This window comes from Streptomyces sp. NPDC030222 (assembly GCF_055573115.1).
The window spans coordinates 15,614-30,248 of the sequence record NZ_JBVICA010000029.1; the positions used below are offsets into that span (position 1 = coordinate 15,614).

Annotated in this window: 13 protein-coding genes; 8 read left to right on the forward strand and 5 right to left on the reverse strand. The window is 73.4% G+C overall.

What is annotated here, in order from left to right:
- Positions 1-55: 55 nt before the first annotated feature.
- The 4 genes from ACZ4Z5_RS30320 to ACZ4Z5_RS30335 form a co-directional block, all read right to left on the reverse strand.
- Positions 56-685, reverse strand: coding sequence for a GNAT family N-acetyltransferase (locus ACZ4Z5_RS30320; protein ID WP_468268812.1), 630 nt, complete (start codon positions 683-685; stop codon positions 56-58).
- Positions 686-957: 272 nt separating this feature from the next.
- Positions 958-1,749, reverse strand: a complete 792-nt coding sequence (locus ACZ4Z5_RS30325; protein WP_468268815.1) for a CAP domain-containing protein — start codon at positions 1,747-1,749, stop codon at positions 958-960.
- A 451-nt stretch (positions 1,750-2,200) separates the two neighbouring features.
- Complete coding sequence (locus tag ACZ4Z5_RS30330) at positions 2,201-3,958, reverse strand: SulP family inorganic anion transporter (protein WP_468268990.1); 1,758 nt, start codon at positions 3,956-3,958, stop codon at positions 2,201-2,203.
- Between the two features lie 320 nt (positions 3,959-4,278).
- Positions 4,279-4,920: a carbonic anhydrase gene (locus tag ACZ4Z5_RS30335; RefSeq protein ID WP_468268818.1), complete on the reverse strand. Its 642-nt coding sequence runs from the start codon at positions 4,918-4,920 to the stop codon at positions 4,279-4,281.
- Between the two features lie 260 nt (positions 4,921-5,180).
- Between ACZ4Z5_RS30335 and ACZ4Z5_RS30340 the strand changes: the two genes are divergently transcribed.
- Together ACZ4Z5_RS30340 and ACZ4Z5_RS30345 are read left to right on the forward strand one after the other, a co-directional pair.
- Positions 5,181-6,299, forward strand: coding sequence for a response regulator transcription factor (locus ACZ4Z5_RS30340; protein WP_468268821.1), 1,119 nt, complete (start codon positions 5,181-5,183; stop codon positions 6,297-6,299).
- Positions 6,299-7,849 (forward strand): sensor histidine kinase, encoded by a 1,551-nt coding sequence (locus ACZ4Z5_RS30345; protein ID WP_468268824.1) that lies wholly within the window; start codon positions 6,299-6,301, stop codon positions 7,847-7,849. Before ACZ4Z5_RS30340 ends, ACZ4Z5_RS30345 begins: the two co-directional genes overlap by 1 nt.
- On the opposite strand, the gene ACZ4Z5_RS30350 is transcribed toward ACZ4Z5_RS30345, so the two are convergent.
- Entirely contained in the window at positions 7,758-8,795 is a 1,038-nt protein-coding gene (locus ACZ4Z5_RS30350; protein ID WP_468268827.1) for a YhjD/YihY/BrkB family envelope integrity protein, read from the reverse strand. The two genes, ACZ4Z5_RS30345 and ACZ4Z5_RS30350, sit on opposite strands and share 92 nt — an antisense overlap.
- A 218-nt stretch (positions 8,796-9,013) precedes the next feature.
- Between ACZ4Z5_RS30350 and ACZ4Z5_RS30355 the strand changes: the two genes are divergently transcribed.
- The 6 genes from ACZ4Z5_RS30355 (at position 9,014) to ACZ4Z5_RS30380 (ending at position 14,542) form a co-directional block, all read left to right on the forward strand.
- Positions 9,014-9,781, forward strand: a complete 768-nt coding sequence (locus ACZ4Z5_RS30355; protein ID WP_468268830.1) for a GAP family protein — start codon at positions 9,014-9,016, stop codon at positions 9,779-9,781.
- Between the two features lie 364 nt (positions 9,782-10,145).
- A complete protein-coding gene (locus tag ACZ4Z5_RS30360; RefSeq protein WP_468268833.1) occupies positions 10,146-10,604 on the forward strand; it encodes a DUF6325 family protein in 459 nt (152 codons plus the stop codon).
- 83 nt (positions 10,605-10,687) lie between these two features.
- Entirely contained in the window at positions 10,688-10,975 is a 288-nt protein-coding gene (locus ACZ4Z5_RS30365; RefSeq protein WP_468268836.1) for an SHOCT domain-containing protein, read from the forward strand.
- A 614-nt stretch (positions 10,976-11,589) separates the two neighbouring features.
- Positions 11,590-12,027 carry a DUF7144 family membrane protein gene (locus ACZ4Z5_RS30370; RefSeq protein WP_468268839.1) on the forward strand — a complete coding sequence of 146 codons (438 nt, stop codon included), beginning with the start codon at positions 11,590-11,592 and terminating at the stop codon, positions 12,025-12,027.
- Between the two features lie 44 nt (positions 12,028-12,071).
- Positions 12,072-13,589, forward strand: coding sequence for a gluconokinase, GntK/IdnK-type (locus ACZ4Z5_RS30375; protein ID WP_468268842.1), 1,518 nt, complete (start codon positions 12,072-12,074; stop codon positions 13,587-13,589).
- A complete protein-coding gene (locus ACZ4Z5_RS30380; RefSeq protein WP_468268844.1) occupies positions 13,586-14,542 on the forward strand; it encodes a cyclase family protein in 957 nt (318 codons plus the stop codon). Before ACZ4Z5_RS30375 ends, ACZ4Z5_RS30380 begins: the two co-directional genes overlap by 4 nt.
- Positions 14,543-14,635 lie beyond the last annotated feature (93 nt).

The following is a 14,635-nucleotide window of genomic DNA, read 5'->3' on the forward strand; positions in this document are numbered from 1 at the left end:
CAACAAGTGAACCACCGTTCAGAGGTTCATGCCAGGGTCCGGACTGGCGTGGCGGTCACGGTCCGAGCGGTATCCGGATGTCGAGGACCGGGCCCGCGGCGCGGGCGGGCGGGGCGTCCAGGTTCTCCAGGACGTGCAGCATCGGCGTGTTCACGGCGGCGACCGCCACGGCCAGCGTGTGGTGGCCGGCCCGCAGTGCCACCCGGGCCGCGTGCTCCGCCAGCGCCGTGCCCAGGCCCTTCGACTGCCAGGCGTCCTCGACCAGCACGGCGAGCTCCCCGACCCCCTGCCGGTCGGTGCGCATGACGTTGGTCATGGCGATGATTCGGTCCTGGCACTGCTCGGTGGTCGTGACCAGCGTGGTGCCGCGCTCCGGGTCGGACAGCAACCGCCATCCGGCCGCGGACAGTTGGGGCTTCCCCGCGTGGTAGCGCATGGCACGGGTGATCGGCGAACAGCGGCGGTGCAGCTCCTGGATCGGCTGCAGGTCGGCGGGCGTCGCCTCCCGGGTCCGGGTCGCGGTGCCGTCGTTCAGGGTGATCGGGTGGGCGGCTTCGGCCGGGTGTGCCGCCTCCGCCGGGTGCGTCGTGGCGGTCGGGTGTGCGGTCTCGGTGGGGTGAGTGGGGACGGTCGGGTGCGTGGTGGCAATGGGATGTGCGGTGTTGGGAGAGCCGATGACGCGCATACAGCGCATCTCCTCACATTGCGTACGTGTGTACGGGATGGTGTGCCTCGAAGCCTCCCCCGGGCGCGGCCCGCCTCCGCTGCGGCGGTCCGACTTGGGCACAGGAGCAGTCTTTTGGCCGCGGCCTCACGGACTCAAGGCGGGTTTGCGCCATCCTGGTCACGCTTCGCGTACTGAACGTCACTGAGAGGAGTGGATGTCACGCGTGACGCGGGACCGGCGCCGCACCTACGGGCAGGCGGCACCGGTCCCGGCTCCGGCCGTTCCGGCCGTCAGTTCCGGGTGCCGAAGTTCTGTACCCACCAGGGGCCGTTGGCGGAGAGGTTGACCCCGACGCCGAAGTCCTTGAATCCGCAGTCGAGTATGTTCTGCCGGTGCCCGGGGCTGTTCATCCAGTCGCGCATGGCGGTGGCTGGATCCTTCGGCCCCTTGTGGATGTTCTCGCCCCACTTGCCGGCCGGGTAGCCGGCGGTCCTCATCCGGTCGCCCGCGCTCCGACCCTCGGGGCTCGTGTGCTCGTAGTAGTCCCGCGCGGCCATGTCGTTCGCGTGCGCCTGGGCCGCGGCCTGCACCCGCGAGTCCACCCGCAGCGGCGAGCAACCTGCCTTTGCGCGCTCGGCGTTGACCAGTTCGGCGATCTGCTGAGCATAGCCTGCGGCCGTGCCCGTGACGGCGCTGCCGCCCTGGGGGCCGGACGGCTTCCGGGTGGGCGGAGCGGTCTGCGGCTTCCGCTTGGCGGGGGTGGTGGCGGACCGTTCGTCCGTGTTCCGGGTACGGGGCGTGGCGCTCGCGGTGCCGGGCTTCTCGGCGGTGGGCGTCGTCGCCGAGGCCGAAGGGGTGGCCGGGGATGCGGTGGGAGAGGCCGTCGACGGCGTCGCCGTGGGGGCGGCCGGGCCGGGCGCGGACTCCGGCTGCTCGCCGGTCGTGCCCGCCGGGGCGTCCGGGGCCTGCTGCACGGCCGAGGCGGCCCCGCCCTGCGTGGCCTCGGTGCCGGCTTCCTGACCGCTCAGTGCGAACGCCCCACCGGCGATGACCACGGCGGCCAGGGCCCCCACGCCCGCCACGGCGGCAGCCGGCCGCGGCCCCGACCCGGCGCGACGCCCATGCCGTCCCGCCCCGGCGGCCCGGCGCCGACCGACGCGCCCGCCCGCCGAGGTTCCGGATCCCACGGGCTCCATGAACCGGGTCTCATCGTCGCTGTGCTGCATGGGGGACTCCGCTCTCGTGCCTGAGTACGTCGCCGGTGCGTCCGGCACTTGGGAGACGGGCGGCACGACCGGCGGATAACACTTTCCGGACGGCTGTTCGCAGGCGCGGTGGCGCAGGGTCGCGGGGCGTGGCGGCCGCGGACGGTTTCGGATGCGGCAGGATGTGCCGGGATGCAGCCCCGACACCTCCGAGTCGGGCCGGCCCGGGATCCCCGGGGTGTCCGATGGCCGTGCGCCACTCGGCGCTCCGGCCCTGCGGCGGGGCGCCACCACCCGACGGTGGCAGCGCCCCGGCCGGCGAAACGGGTCAGCGCAAAGGCAGTCCGCTCTCCTGCCCGTCCGCGCGGAACGCCGACCCCGCCGGGACCGCTGCATACCCCGAACGCGGCGAGTCGGCAGCGAACGCCGGGTCCGTCCGGTCCTCCGAGCGTGCCGAGTACGCCGGGTACGCCGGGTACGCCGAGCCTGCCGAGCCGCCCGGGCCGGTCCCGTGCCCTGGACCGCTGCCGTACACCGACAGCTCCTCGTACGCCGACCGTTCTCCGTACGCCGACTGCTTCCCGTGCGTCGGCTGTTCACCGGACGCCGGCGGGCCGGGCAGGGCGGGCGACGCGTCAGGAGCGCCGGGGTGCAGGACTTCGATGCGCACGTCCGATCCGCTCTGCCGGGCCACGAACTCGTCGATCTGACTGCGGGCGGCGTGGTCCCAGTGCGCGACCGCGGTGAGATCGAGCCGTATCCGGGGCGTCCCGGCCGCCGCGACGTCGTCCAGCGCGTCGATCAGCTTCGGCAGCCGCAGGAAGGTCAGGTTGCCCGTGAGGACGAGCTCGGCGGTGTCGCCCTCGACACCGGTGTGCACGGAGGTGCGGGACATCCGCAGCGCCGCCAGCAGGATGCCCGCGGCGAGACCGACCAGGACGCCTTCGAGGAGGGCGGTCGCGACGATCGCGACGGTGGTCACGGTCATCACCACGAACTCGCCGCGGTCCTGGCGCCACATCTTGGGGAACTCCTCCGGTGCGAACAGCTTCCACCCGCTGTGCACCAGCACACCCGCCAGCACGCAGATCGGGACGAGGGCGAGCACGCCCGGCAGCAGCATGGCGAACGCCAGGAGCCACAGACCGTGCAGCGTCCGCGACAGCCGGGTCTTCGCCCCCGCCTGCACATTGGCCGAGCTGCGTGCGACCACCGCGGTCATCGGCAGCGCGCCGAGCAGGCCGCAGATGGTGTTGCCCGCACCCTGGGCGATCAACTCGGAGTTGTAGCGGGTGCGTCGACCGTCGTGCATGCGGTCCACGGCGGCCGCCGTGAACAGGCTCTCCGCCGAGGCGATGAGCGTGAAGGTGACCACGGTGGCCAGTACGGAGCCGGACGCCAGCGCCGCGAACTGGTCCGGGCCCGGGATCCTCACCGAGGCGAGCAGATCGCCGACCTTCAGCGTGGTGATGTCGACGCCCGGGAGCGAAGCCACCGCCATGCCGCCGGCCACGGCCACCAGGGCCGCCGGAACCTTGGCCACGGGACCCGGGATCCTCTTCCACACGAAGCTCAGGACGACGGTGGTGACACCGAGCCCGGCGGCGATCGACTTCTGCGGATCGGCCACGGTGCTCGCGACCAGCTCCGGGATGCCCAGCATGTTCTCGACCGGCTTCCCCACGGCCTTCGCGTCGGCGAGCGGATAGGCCTGACCGAACATCAGCGGCAGCCCGATCCCGGCGAGCATTCCCTGCACCACGGCGACGGAGATCGCCTGGAACATCCGGCCGAGGCGGATCAGACCGAGCCCGATCTGGAGCACACCGGACGCCAGTACGATCACGCCGAGCACGGCCAGGCCGTGCTCCAGCACCGCTTCCGCGACCAGCGCCGCCAGCCCCGCCGCGGGCCCGCTCACCTGGAGGGTGCTGCCGCGTGCCATGCCGACGACCAGTCCGCCGACGACACCGGAGATGATGCCCGTCTCGGGAGGCGCACCCGACGCCACGGCCACGCCGATGCACAGGGGCAGTGCGACGAGGAAGACGACGAAGGAGGCGGTGATCTCGGTGGCGAGGCCCACCTTCCGGGAGTTGCCGTCCCGCGGCGCGGCGCCCTTCTGCGCGACCCGGTCGACCTGCGGGGACCCGCGCTCTTGGCCGTCGGGTGCGGGCGGTGCCGGGAGGGTTCCCCGGGACGGGGGTGCATGACCGTACGGGCTGCGGAGCCGGTTCGGCCTGCGACCGGGGCGCCGCGCGGCCCGGTGCCGTCCGCGTCCGCCCGTACTCCGCTGCCCGGGACCGTCGTGATCCGTGCCGCCGCGGTCCTGTCCCTGGTCCTGGCCGGCCCGCTGCGAGTACCCCTGGCCCTGTCCGGGACCGTGCCGCCGGTCCTGGGCGGGGGTCAGCACGCCTGCACCCGGAAGCCGTCGCCGTCCTCGTCCAGTTCCCACAGCGCGCCGGTGTCCACTTCGTAGTACCAGCCGTGCAGACGCAGCAGTCCTTCCGACAGCCGTCGCCGCACCGCCGGGTATCCCCGCAGCGCGTCCAGTTGTACGCGTACGTTGAGCTGGGCCAGTTCGGTGACCCGGAGTTCGTCGCGCCCGGCGGAAGCCGTGCCGTCCCGGCCGTCCGGGACGCGGTCCGGCAAGCGGACCAGTCCGGGCCGCACGGCCTCCAGCCACGCGGCGACCATGGGAAGCGCGGACAGATCCCTGCCGGAGGACAGCGCACCCATGGCGCCGCAGTGCGAATGGCCGCAGACGACGATGTCGCGGACTTCCAGCACCTCCAGGGCGTACTCGACCGTCGCGGCCTCCCCGGACACGAGGCGCCGTCCGTACGGGGGCACGATGTTGCCCGCGTTACGCATTTCGAAGACCTCGCCGGGGCGTGCACCCGTGATCAGCGCGGGGATGACCCGGGAATCGGAACAGGAGATGAAGAGTGCCTCCGGAAATTGCCCCTCGGCGAGTTTCCGGTATGTGCGGCTTTCGAAATCCGCCCGGCGGCGGAACGACCGGGCGTGCTCGAGCAGGGCCTTCATGATGCCTCCCCAGTGGGTTGGTTGTGGCCTCGAACTGCCTCAACACCGTAGGGAGAGCCATGCAAGGCGAAGGTTAGAGGAACACTAGCGGCAGCCCAGAATTGGGTCGGGCGCTGTGATGTGTCTCCCATTGATCGCGTACTCGGGTGCCGCTGAATCGGGCAATGTACGGTGATCGTCCCGGGGTGTGGACTTTCGGGAATTCGTGCTGTGCGGATTTACTCAGGATTTACTCCGGATTCACGGAAAGACGGAACTCCATGACCCTGCGGGCCCTGCTCATCGAGGACGACGTGACGATCGCCGAGCCCCTTGTGGAGGCACTCGCCGAGTACGGACTGACGGTGAGTCACGTGTCCACCGGTGCAGCCGGTCTGAGCGGCCCCTACGGCGACATCGTGCTGCTCGACCTGGGGCTCCCCGACATGGACGGTCTGGACGTCTGCCGGGCGATCCGCCAGGTCTCCGACGTGCCGGTCATCATGCTCACCGCGCGGGGATCGGAGACCGACCGGGTGCTGGGCCTGGAGCTCGGTGCCGACGACTATCTGGCGAAACCATTCAGCGTCCGTGAACTGGTCGCCCGCATCCGGGCCGTGACGCGTCGCACGGCCGCCTGGTCCCGGTCCCGCGCCGCCGGGCCCGCCGGCCCGGCGGGCACGCCGTCCGACGCGGCGCCGGTACCGCTTGACGCGACGCCGCCGGGCGCGTCGTCCGTGCCGACCCCACCCGTCGTCGAGCCGCCGGCGCCCGCGGGACCGGCGACGTCCCGCACACCGGCGCCGCAGCCGCTCGTGCCCGAGGCACCCCTGCCGCATGACGCGCCGTCACGGGTGCCCGTACCGTGGCCTTCCCCGGCACGGGAGCCGGTGCCGCACGCACCGGCCGGCGAGCCGCCCGCGCCGGTGATCCCGGTACCCCGTACATCCGCGTCGCGCCGGCCGGGATCCCCGGCGCCGACGGTGGCCTCGTCGTGGCCGGACACCGAATCCCTGCCCGTCGCCCCGCCGCCGGACCCGGCGGCCGCATCCGGAAGCGGGCAGGTACGGCCGCCCTCCACCACGGGCGGTGCCCTGGTCGTGGACCGCCGCACCCGCCGGGTGTGGATCGGGGAACAGCCGGTCACGCTCACGCCCAAGGAGTTCGACCTGCTCGCCCTGCTGGCCGAGGACCCCGGCGCGGTCTACTCCCGCCAGGAGATCCTCGACCGGGTCTGGGATCCCCACTTCCACGGCCCCACCAAGACCCTCGACGTCCATGTCGCTACCCTGCGCCGCAAGTTGGGCGATCCGTCATGGATCCAGACCCTGCGCGGCGTCGGCCTGCGCCTCGCCGTCCGTCCGCACCGCGACGGCGTCCCCCCGCAGCCGGGGCCGTGATGACACGCCGACTGCTCTTCAGTTACCTGACGCTTGTGGCACTCGTGCTGGCGTGTCTGGAGATCCCGCTCGGTTACGTCTACTCCCGTGCCGAACGCGAACGCGCCACCCACGCCGCCACCGAGGAGGCGGAGTCGATCGCCGGCTACGCCGCCCTGTCGCTCACCTACGGCCGTTCCCAGGAACTCGCCCACCGGGTCGGCGACTGCGCGGACCGCATCGGCGGCCGTGTCCTGGTCGTGGACGAGCGCGGCGCCCTGCTCGCCGGCTCGCGCGCGCTGGACCGCCGCGGACGGGCCGGGCTGGCCCGGCGCCCGGAGATCTCCGCCGCGCTGCTCGGCAGCGACGGGGCCACCGTGCGCACCTCCACCATCGGCGGCGTCCGATGGCTGTCGGTTGCCGTTCCGGTGCGGCACGGCGCGGCACTGCTGGGCGCCGTACACCTCACGGTCCCCACCGACGCGACCGCGAACGGCGTCCACCGGGTGTGGCTGGTGCTGGCGCTCGGCGGATCCGGGGTGCTGGCCGCTGCCGCCGTGGCCGCCTTCGCCCTGGCCCGCTGGATCGGCCGCCCCATCCGCGAACTGGAACGCGCCGCGCACACCCTGGCCGGCGGCACCCTGTCCACGTCGGCCTCGGTGACGACGGGGCCGCCCGAGGTACGGAGTCTGGCGGCCACGTTCAACCGTACGGCGGCCCTGCTGGAGCACCTCCTCGCCGCACAGGGCGCCTTCGCGGGCGAAGCCTCCCACCAGTTGAAGACCCCGCTCGCAGCGCTCCGGCTCCGTCTGGAGGTCATGGAACGCCACGTGCCGCCACATGCGCGCGCCAACCTGCGGGCCGCGACGGCCGAGACCGACAGGCTGGCCGGGATGATCGAGAAGCTCCTCGCCCTCGCCCGGCTGGAGGAGACCGCGCTCACGCCCGAACCCGTCCGCCTGGACCCGGTGCTCGAGGAGCGGACCCGTGCCTGGTCCGGGCTCTACGCGCAGCAGGGCGTGTGCCTCCTCCTCACTCGCACCGGCAGACCGGCCGGCTCCGTCCTCGCGGTCCCCGGCGCCCTCGAACAGATCCTGGACAATCTGCTCTCCAACGCGTTGCGCGTCGCCCCCGCGGGGAGCGCCGTCACCGTCTCGCGGAGGCTCACGACCACGTGGGCGGAGCTGAGCGTGGCGGACCGCGGCCCCGGCATGACGGCAGAGCAGCGCATCCGTGCGTTCGACCGCTTCTGGCGCGCCCCCGACGCGCCCAAGGGAGGCACCGGACTCGGCCTCGCGCTCGTACGGCGCCTCACCCTGGCCTGCGGAGGTGAGGCCGCGCTGTTCCCCGCCACGGGCGGCGGCCTCCGCGCCGTCATCCGTCTCCGGCACGCGTCACCCCGCCGCTCCCACGGGCTGTCGGGCCTCCCGCATCCGCGCCGCCTGCCCGGTGCCCCGGTCCGGCCCCGCCCCGGTCCCGTCACGCATCCTCGGCCCGGCTCCACCGTGCAGGCGGACTCCCCAGGCGGCGGTCCAGCGGGGGCTCCTGGGCCACCACGGCGCCCACAGTGATGCTGATCGCCACGGCCACGCACACCACGATCAGCCAGGAGAGCAGGACGAAGACGGAACCGACCGACCCGTACTCCGCCAGCGCGCGGTCGAGTGCCCGCGGCATGTAGAACCGTGCGCTGACCGTCAGGGCGGTGCCCGTGACCGCCGTGAGGACGGCACCGGGCAGCAGCGGCCGCCAGCTCAGCAGACCGCCCAGCAGCAGATGCTGGGTCCACCACCACAGGCCGGTCTGGAGCACCAGTGTGAGCGGGACGCCCAGCAACAGTCCCAGACCGAACCCGTCGCGCACCGGCCCCTGAACGATCACGACTCCGAGCCAGATCGCGATCCACGCCAGCCACCGCCACGGGGCGAGGTGGGTGCCGGCCCGGGGTATCTCCCAGGCCCGTTTGCACAGCCGCTGCATCGCCCGGCTCACGGCGGTCGCGGAGAGCAGCACCATCAGCCCGCCCACCACCCCGGTGACCTCGCGGAGGTCCTCCGTCGGCGTCACGAGCACCTGTTGCAGCTGGGCGTTCGCCACGCCCGTGAGACCGAACACCGCACGCACCGAACTGACCAGCTGATCGCGCACCGCCTTGGGAGCGAACGCCCCGACGAGGAAGAGCAACGGCACGGCGGTCAGGAAGCACTGCGCCGCCAGCCGGGTCGCCGAGTCGAAGATGTTCACCGTCACCAGACGGTCGGCGAGATGCGTGATCACCGGGAAGCGCACCTCCGCGCGCCGGTGCGTCCGCTTGGCCGCCGCGGTGAGTTCCTGCGTCCGGCCGCGCCACCGCGACGGCCGCAGCACGGAGCCCGGAGGACGTGCGGCCGCGCCCTCCTCCGCGGCGCTGGCCCCCCTGGCGGCGCGGGCCTCCTCCGCGGCGCGGGTCCCCTCGGCGTCGGCGCGGGTCCCCTCGTCCGCCCGCGCGCGGTGGTCCCCCGGATCGGCCGCAGGCATCAGCCGGCCGGTACCGCACCCGGCCCGGGCGGGCGGCCCGGGTTTCCCACCCTCGGCGGCACCGGTCCGGAAGTCGTCATGGCCCGCTCCTTCCCTGCGTCCAGACTGGGGGATACGGGGCCCACGGGCATCCCGGGCGGCGGCAGGCGTGCCGGACCGGAGTGGCGCGCCCGCGGCCCGTGCATAGTCTCGTGTCGTCACCGCACGATTGGCCCGACATGGTCCTCGACCTGCTCTTCATCGCGCTGGGCATCACCCTCGACCCGCTGCCGATCATGGCTTTCGTCCTCGTGGTGGCGTCCGCCCGAGGCGTGTGGAAGGGCCTGGCCTTCATCATGGGCTGGCTGGCCTGTCTCGTCGCCGTGATCGCACTGGTCCTGGCACTGACCGGCGGACAGCCCCCGCCGCCCCGGTCGCCGCCGTCCACGGCGGCGCTCGTGGGCAAACTCGCCGTCGGAGTCCTGCTCGTCCTCTACGGCGTGTACCGGCGCGGGCGGCTCAGGTCGGCCCCGCAGGCGCCGCCCGCCGCCACGGTATCCGGCGGGACCGGTCCTGTCGCCGGACGACCGCCCGGCGGATCCGCGGACGCGCGCCCCGCGCCCCCGGACAAGACGCCCCGCACGACGACCCGTTCCCGGACGTCCGCGTCCATGACGTCCCGGATGGACAGCAGTTCGGTGTGGGCGGCGGCCGGACTCGCCGTGCTGCTGCAGCCCTGGGGCATGGTCGCCGCGGGGGCCGCGACAGTCGTCGAGGCGGACCTGTCGCACCTCTCGTCGTGGCTGGCGCTGTTCGGCTTCTGCGTCCTCGCCACCGCCAGTCTGCTGTCCACCGAGCTGTACGTGGTGGTCAGACAGGAGGCGGCCCAGGCCCGGCTGGTGCAGCTGCGCACCTGGCTGGAGGACCACGAGCAGCGGGCCGTGGTGATCATCTGCCTCGTGGTCGGCCTGTGGCTCACGGGGAAGAGCCTCTACCAGCTGACCTGACCGGTGGACGGGACGCCCGCAGTGGACGGGACGACCGGCGGGGCACGACGTGCGAAGCCCTCCCCGGGATGCTGCAATGACTGCTAGGGGTGTCCGGTGGATCAGGGTCGGACAGCCCGGGTCGTCCGGTGCCGTGGACTGCAAGGCGGAGGACGAGGCTCCCACCGAAGGCAGGGGAGTCGATGCGGAGCATCGGCGACCGACGGCAACACCGCAGGCCGCGGTGCCGGGCGCCCCGGGCCCGGCCGTGATCCACCGGACACCCCCTGGGCCGGACGCCGCCGCCCGCGCGGCGGGCGCCGCAGTCCGCGGGAGGTGCCGCGGCCGAGGCCCGGCCCCCCCGATCCGCGCGTGAGGAGCGACCATGACCGACGACGTGGAAGAGATGGGACCCGTCGACTACCTGGTCGTCGAATTCCCAGGCAACCGTATGACGGGCGAGGGCTTCCCCCTCCTGCTCGACCTGGTCGACCGCGGCATCATCCGCATCCTCGACCTGGTCTTCGTCCGCAAGGACCTCGACGGCTCGGTCACCGCGGTGGAAATGGCGGACCTCGGCGACGAGACCGACCTCTCGGTTTTCGAGGGCGCGTCGGCCGGCCTGCTGGACCAGGGCGACATCGACGAGGCGGGGACCGCGCTGGAACCCGGCAACTCCGCCGGGATCCTCATCTACGAGAACCTCTGGGCGGCACCCTTCGCCCGGGCCATGCGGCGCAGCGGCGCGCAGCTCGTGGCGAGCGGCCGCATCCCCGTCCAGGCCCTGCTGGCGTCGCTGGACGCCGTGGAGGAGTCCGGTCCCGGTCGAACGGCCGCGGCCTGAACGGCCCGAGCAGCACCGCCGAACGGCACGCGCACCGGTTCCGTGCCGGTCCGCCCCTCTGCGCACCTGGGAGATGAGTGAACATGCCCGGACTCATTCGCGGCGTCGCCCGCACCGCCGTCATCGCTGGAACCGCCACCGCGGTGTCCAACCGAGTGTCCCGGCGGCAGGCGGGGCGATGGGCACAGCAGGAGGAGCAGCAGCAGGCAGCGGCCGCACCGGCCGCGCAGGAGCCCGCCGCGTCTTCGGCTCCTCTCGTCGACGACATGAGCAGCAAGATCGACCAGCTCAAGGAACTGGGCGAGCTGAAGGCACAGGGTGTGCTGACCGAAGAGGAATTCGCGGCGCAGAAGGCCAAGCTCCTCGGCTGAGCCGGAGGGCGGCGCACCGTGGTGGCCCCACGGGCGCGATCGTTTCGGCGTGCTCGAACGGCACGGCGCGCGCCCGCCACCCTCCCGTCGTGGCCGTTTCCAGGAACGATCGGAAGCACTGCTCCTGCTGCCCGCGGCGGAAGGGTCGGCCGGTCGGCGCCGGTCGGGCGCGGCGGCAGCCGCTCCCCGGCTCCGGATGGCTCAGGCAGCTCCCGGCCGTCGGCGGCCGCAGGTCGCTCCTGCCCTGCCGCCCAGCCGAGGTCCGCGGGACGGCCCTGTCGCCTACGGGCGGTCCCAGCCGTCACGAGCCGTGCCGCCGAGGAGTCGACTCCCGGACACACCTCGTCACGAACCCTGCCGGCCCCGGCGCCGAGGAGCGCACGGGCACACCCGCCCACCGGACACCCGCCCACCGGACACCCGCCCACCGGACACCCGCCCACCGGACACCCGCCCACCGGACCCCCGCCCACCGGACCCCCGCCCACCGGACCCCCGCACGCAGCCGGCGACACCGCCGCCACAGCGCACGACCGTCCACCGAGCCCGCACTTCCCGACCGAGCCCGAGGGCCACCGCACATCCCGCGACCCCGTCAGTAAGGAGCGACCGTCATGGCGAGTCAAGTCAGCGGATCCAGACCGGGCACCACGGAGCAGCGTCCTCCGAACGACGGCACGACCAGTGGCCGGCTGGTCTTCGCCGGGGTACTGATGCTGTTCGGCGGACTGTTGTCCTTCTTCGCGGGCGTCTCCGCCGTCGCCGAGGACGACCTGTTCGTCGTCACACCCCACTACGTGTTCCGGTTCGACATCGCCGCGTGGGGCTGGATCCACCTGATCCTCGGCATCCTGATCATCGTCACGGGTGTCGCCGTGCTCCTGGGCGCCGCCCCCTGGGCGAGGACGGCCGGCGTGGTGCTGGCGGCGCTGGGCCTGATCGCGAGCTTCCTGTGGGTGCCGTACGCGCCGTTCTGGGCGTTCGTGCTGCTCGCGGTCGACTTCTACGTCATCTGGGCACTGTGCACGGCTCCCAGAGTCCGGAAGGGCTGACACCCCGGCCGTCACGCGGCCCGGCACCCGGTGTGCCGGACCCGGTGACGGCCCCCGTGGTGCTGGTCGTCGGCGTGTCCGGGGCCGGGAAGACGACGGTGGGGCGGCTGCTCGCCGACCGGCTCGGCCGGATCTTCCGGGACGCCGACGACTTCCACTCCCCGGCCAACCGCGCCAAGATGGCCGCCGGCCGGCCGCTCACCGACGCCGACAGGCGACCGTGGCTGGACGCCGTGGCCGCCTGGACGGATGAGCGGATCGCGGCGCGGCAGCGGGCCGTCATCGCCTGTTCCGCACTCAAGCGCGCCTATCGCGACCACCTGCTCCGCGGGCGGCCCGGTGTGCGGCTGGTGTATCTGCACGGCTCGCCGCAGCTCATCCGCTCCCGTCTGGCCGAACGGCACGGGCACTTCTTCCCGGCGGCGTTGCTGGACAGCCAGTTCGTGGACCTGGAGGAGCCGGGGCCCGCCGAGCACCCGTGCGTGGTGGAGATCGACCAGCCTGCGGAGTCCGTGGTGGCGGCCGTCCTCTCCCTGCTCACCGAGGACAGGGCCCTGCCCACCGAGGAGACGGCGCCGGGCGACCCGCCCGCAGCCGCGGCCGCCGCCCGTACCGCGCCGATCGAGGAGACGCGTATGACCGCCGGTGCCACAGGAGAACAGTGGGAGCTGCGCCACGGGCGGCAGTCGGCCGTCGTGGTGCAGCAGGGCGGCGCCCTGCGGCGCTACGAGGTCGACGGCAGGCCGGTGCTCGACGGGTTCACCGCTGACGAGCAGATCACCGGCGGCCGCGGCCAGTTGCTCGTCCCCTGGCCCAATCGCATCGGCGGCGGCCGCTACCGCTTCGACGGCCGCGAGCTGCAACTCCCCTTGACCGAACCGGAGAAGGACAACGCGATCCACGGGCTGCTGCGCTGGACCCCGTGGCAGCTGCTCGCCCGCATCGAGGACCGGATCCGGGTGGGGACCATGCTGCTTCCCCAGCCCGGCTACCCCTTCAGGCTGGAGGTCCACGCGGACTACCGGCTCGGTCCACGGGGCCTCGACGTCACCGTCACGGCCACCAACACGGGGGATCTCCCGGCACCTTACGGGGCCGGCCAGCACCCCTACCTGACCGTGGGGACCCATCTGGTGGACACCGTGCTGCTCACCGTGCCCGCCCGGCACCGGCTGCCCACCGACGAGCAGGGCCTGCCGGTGGGCCGGACGCCGGTCGAGGGCGGCGCGTACGACTTCCGCACCGCCCGGCCCGTCGGCGACCAGCAGCTGGACACCGCCTTCACCGGGCTCGACCGCGGCACCGACGGCTGGGCCGTCGTGCGGCTGGCGCACCCGTCGGGGCGGCACGGTGTCGACCTACGGCTGGACGAGGCCGTCCGGTACGTGCAGGTGTACACCGGTGACACCCTGTCCGAGCTGGCGCGGCGGCGACGGGGGCTCGCCGTGGAGCCCATGACCTGCCCCGCCGACGCCTTCCGCAGCGGCACCGACCTCGTCACCCTGGAGCCGGACGACCATCACGAGCTCCGGTGGGGTCTCGAACCCTGGGGGACACCATGACGACCGGGCACCAGCACCCCCGGGCCGCCGAGCCCATGTCGGAGGCCGCCTTCCGGGACCTGTACGAGCAGTTGCGCACCGAGGCCCGCCACGACGCCACCGGTACCCGGCCCGGCGCCCTGTGCCATCTGACGCAGGAACGCGTGGTGGCCGCCGCCGGCGAGGTCCGGTCCGGGCGCACGGTGTCCCTCGCCGCGCCCATCGAGACCGAGCCCGGGCCGGACAACCCGGATCCCGCGTGCCACCGGATGACCGGACCCGCCGGGGACGACCTCGGTGCCGGCGGGCTGCAGTTCGCCCGTGACCGCTTCGCGATGAACGTGCACGGCGACGCGGACAGCCATCTCGACGCGCTGTGCCATGTGGTCTTCGACGGCGAGCTCTTCGACGGCGTGCCGGCGAGCAGTGTGACACCCGACGGCGCCGGCGAGCTGTCGCTCGACCTGGTCCACGACGGGATCGCGGGCCGCGGAGTGCTGCTGGACGTACCGCGGCTGCGCGGTGTCCCCTGGCTGGAACCCGGCGACCATGTGACGGCCGGTGACCTCACCGCCGCCGAGACCGCCCAGGGGGTCCGGGTGGGGCCGGGAGACCTGCTGTTCGTACGGGTGGGACACCGCCACCGGCGCCGGCGGCTCGGGGCGTGGAACGCGGCGGAGGCCCGTGCCGGGTTCCACCCGACGGCGATGCGGTTCCTGGCCGAGCGGCGCGTCGCCGTACTGGGCTCGGACGGGAACAACGACACCGCCCCCAGCGCGGTGGACGGGGTGGCCTTCCCCGTGCACGTGCTGGCGATGCACGCCATGGGGGTGCACCTGATGGACTATCTGCAGTTCGAGGAGCTCGCCCCGGTGTGCGAGGAGGCCGGCCGCTGGAGCTTCCTGTGCGTCGTCGCCCCCCTGCGGCTGCCCGCGGCCACCGGCTCCCCGGTGAATCCGATCGCCGTGCTGTGACCGCGGGCCGGTGGTACCCGGTCCGCCGCCCGGGTGCCGCGACCCGGAAGGGCGGATAACTTCGAAGAGGTGGAAAGCTGCCACAGGTCCCGG

Bases quoted from the DNA above. Each gene is read 5' to 3' on its own strand.
- ACZ4Z5_RS30320 (WP_468268812.1), bottom strand. From the start codon at position 685: ATGCGCGTCATCGGCTCTCCCAACACCGCACATCCCATTGCCACCACG.
- ACZ4Z5_RS30335 (WP_468268818.1), bottom strand. From the start codon at position 4,920: ATGAAGGCCCTGCTCGAGCACGCCCGGTCGTTCCGCCGCCGGGCGGAT.
- ACZ4Z5_RS30340 (WP_468268821.1), top strand. From the start codon at position 5,181: ATGACCCTGCGGGCCCTGCTCATCGAGGACGACGTGACGATCGCCGAG.
- ACZ4Z5_RS30345 (WP_468268824.1), top strand. From the start codon at position 6,299: ATGACACGCCGACTGCTCTTCAGTTACCTGACGCTTGTGGCACTCGTG.
- ACZ4Z5_RS30350 (WP_468268827.1), bottom strand. From the start codon at position 8,795: ATGCCTGCGGCCGATCCGGGGGACCACCGCGCGCGGGCGGACGAGGGG.
- ACZ4Z5_RS30355 (WP_468268830.1), top strand. From the start codon at position 9,014: ATGGTCCTCGACCTGCTCTTCATCGCGCTGGGCATCACCCTCGACCCG.
- ACZ4Z5_RS30360 (WP_468268833.1), top strand. From the start codon at position 10,146: ATGACCGACGACGTGGAAGAGATGGGACCCGTCGACTACCTGGTCGTC.
- ACZ4Z5_RS30365 (WP_468268836.1), top strand. From the start codon at position 10,688: ATGCCCGGACTCATTCGCGGCGTCGCCCGCACCGCCGTCATCGCTGGA.
- ACZ4Z5_RS30370 (WP_468268839.1), top strand. From the start codon at position 11,590: ATGGCGAGTCAAGTCAGCGGATCCAGACCGGGCACCACGGAGCAGCGT.
- ACZ4Z5_RS30380 (WP_468268844.1), top strand. From the start codon at position 13,586: ATGACGACCGGGCACCAGCACCCCCGGGCCGCCGAGCCCATGTCGGAG.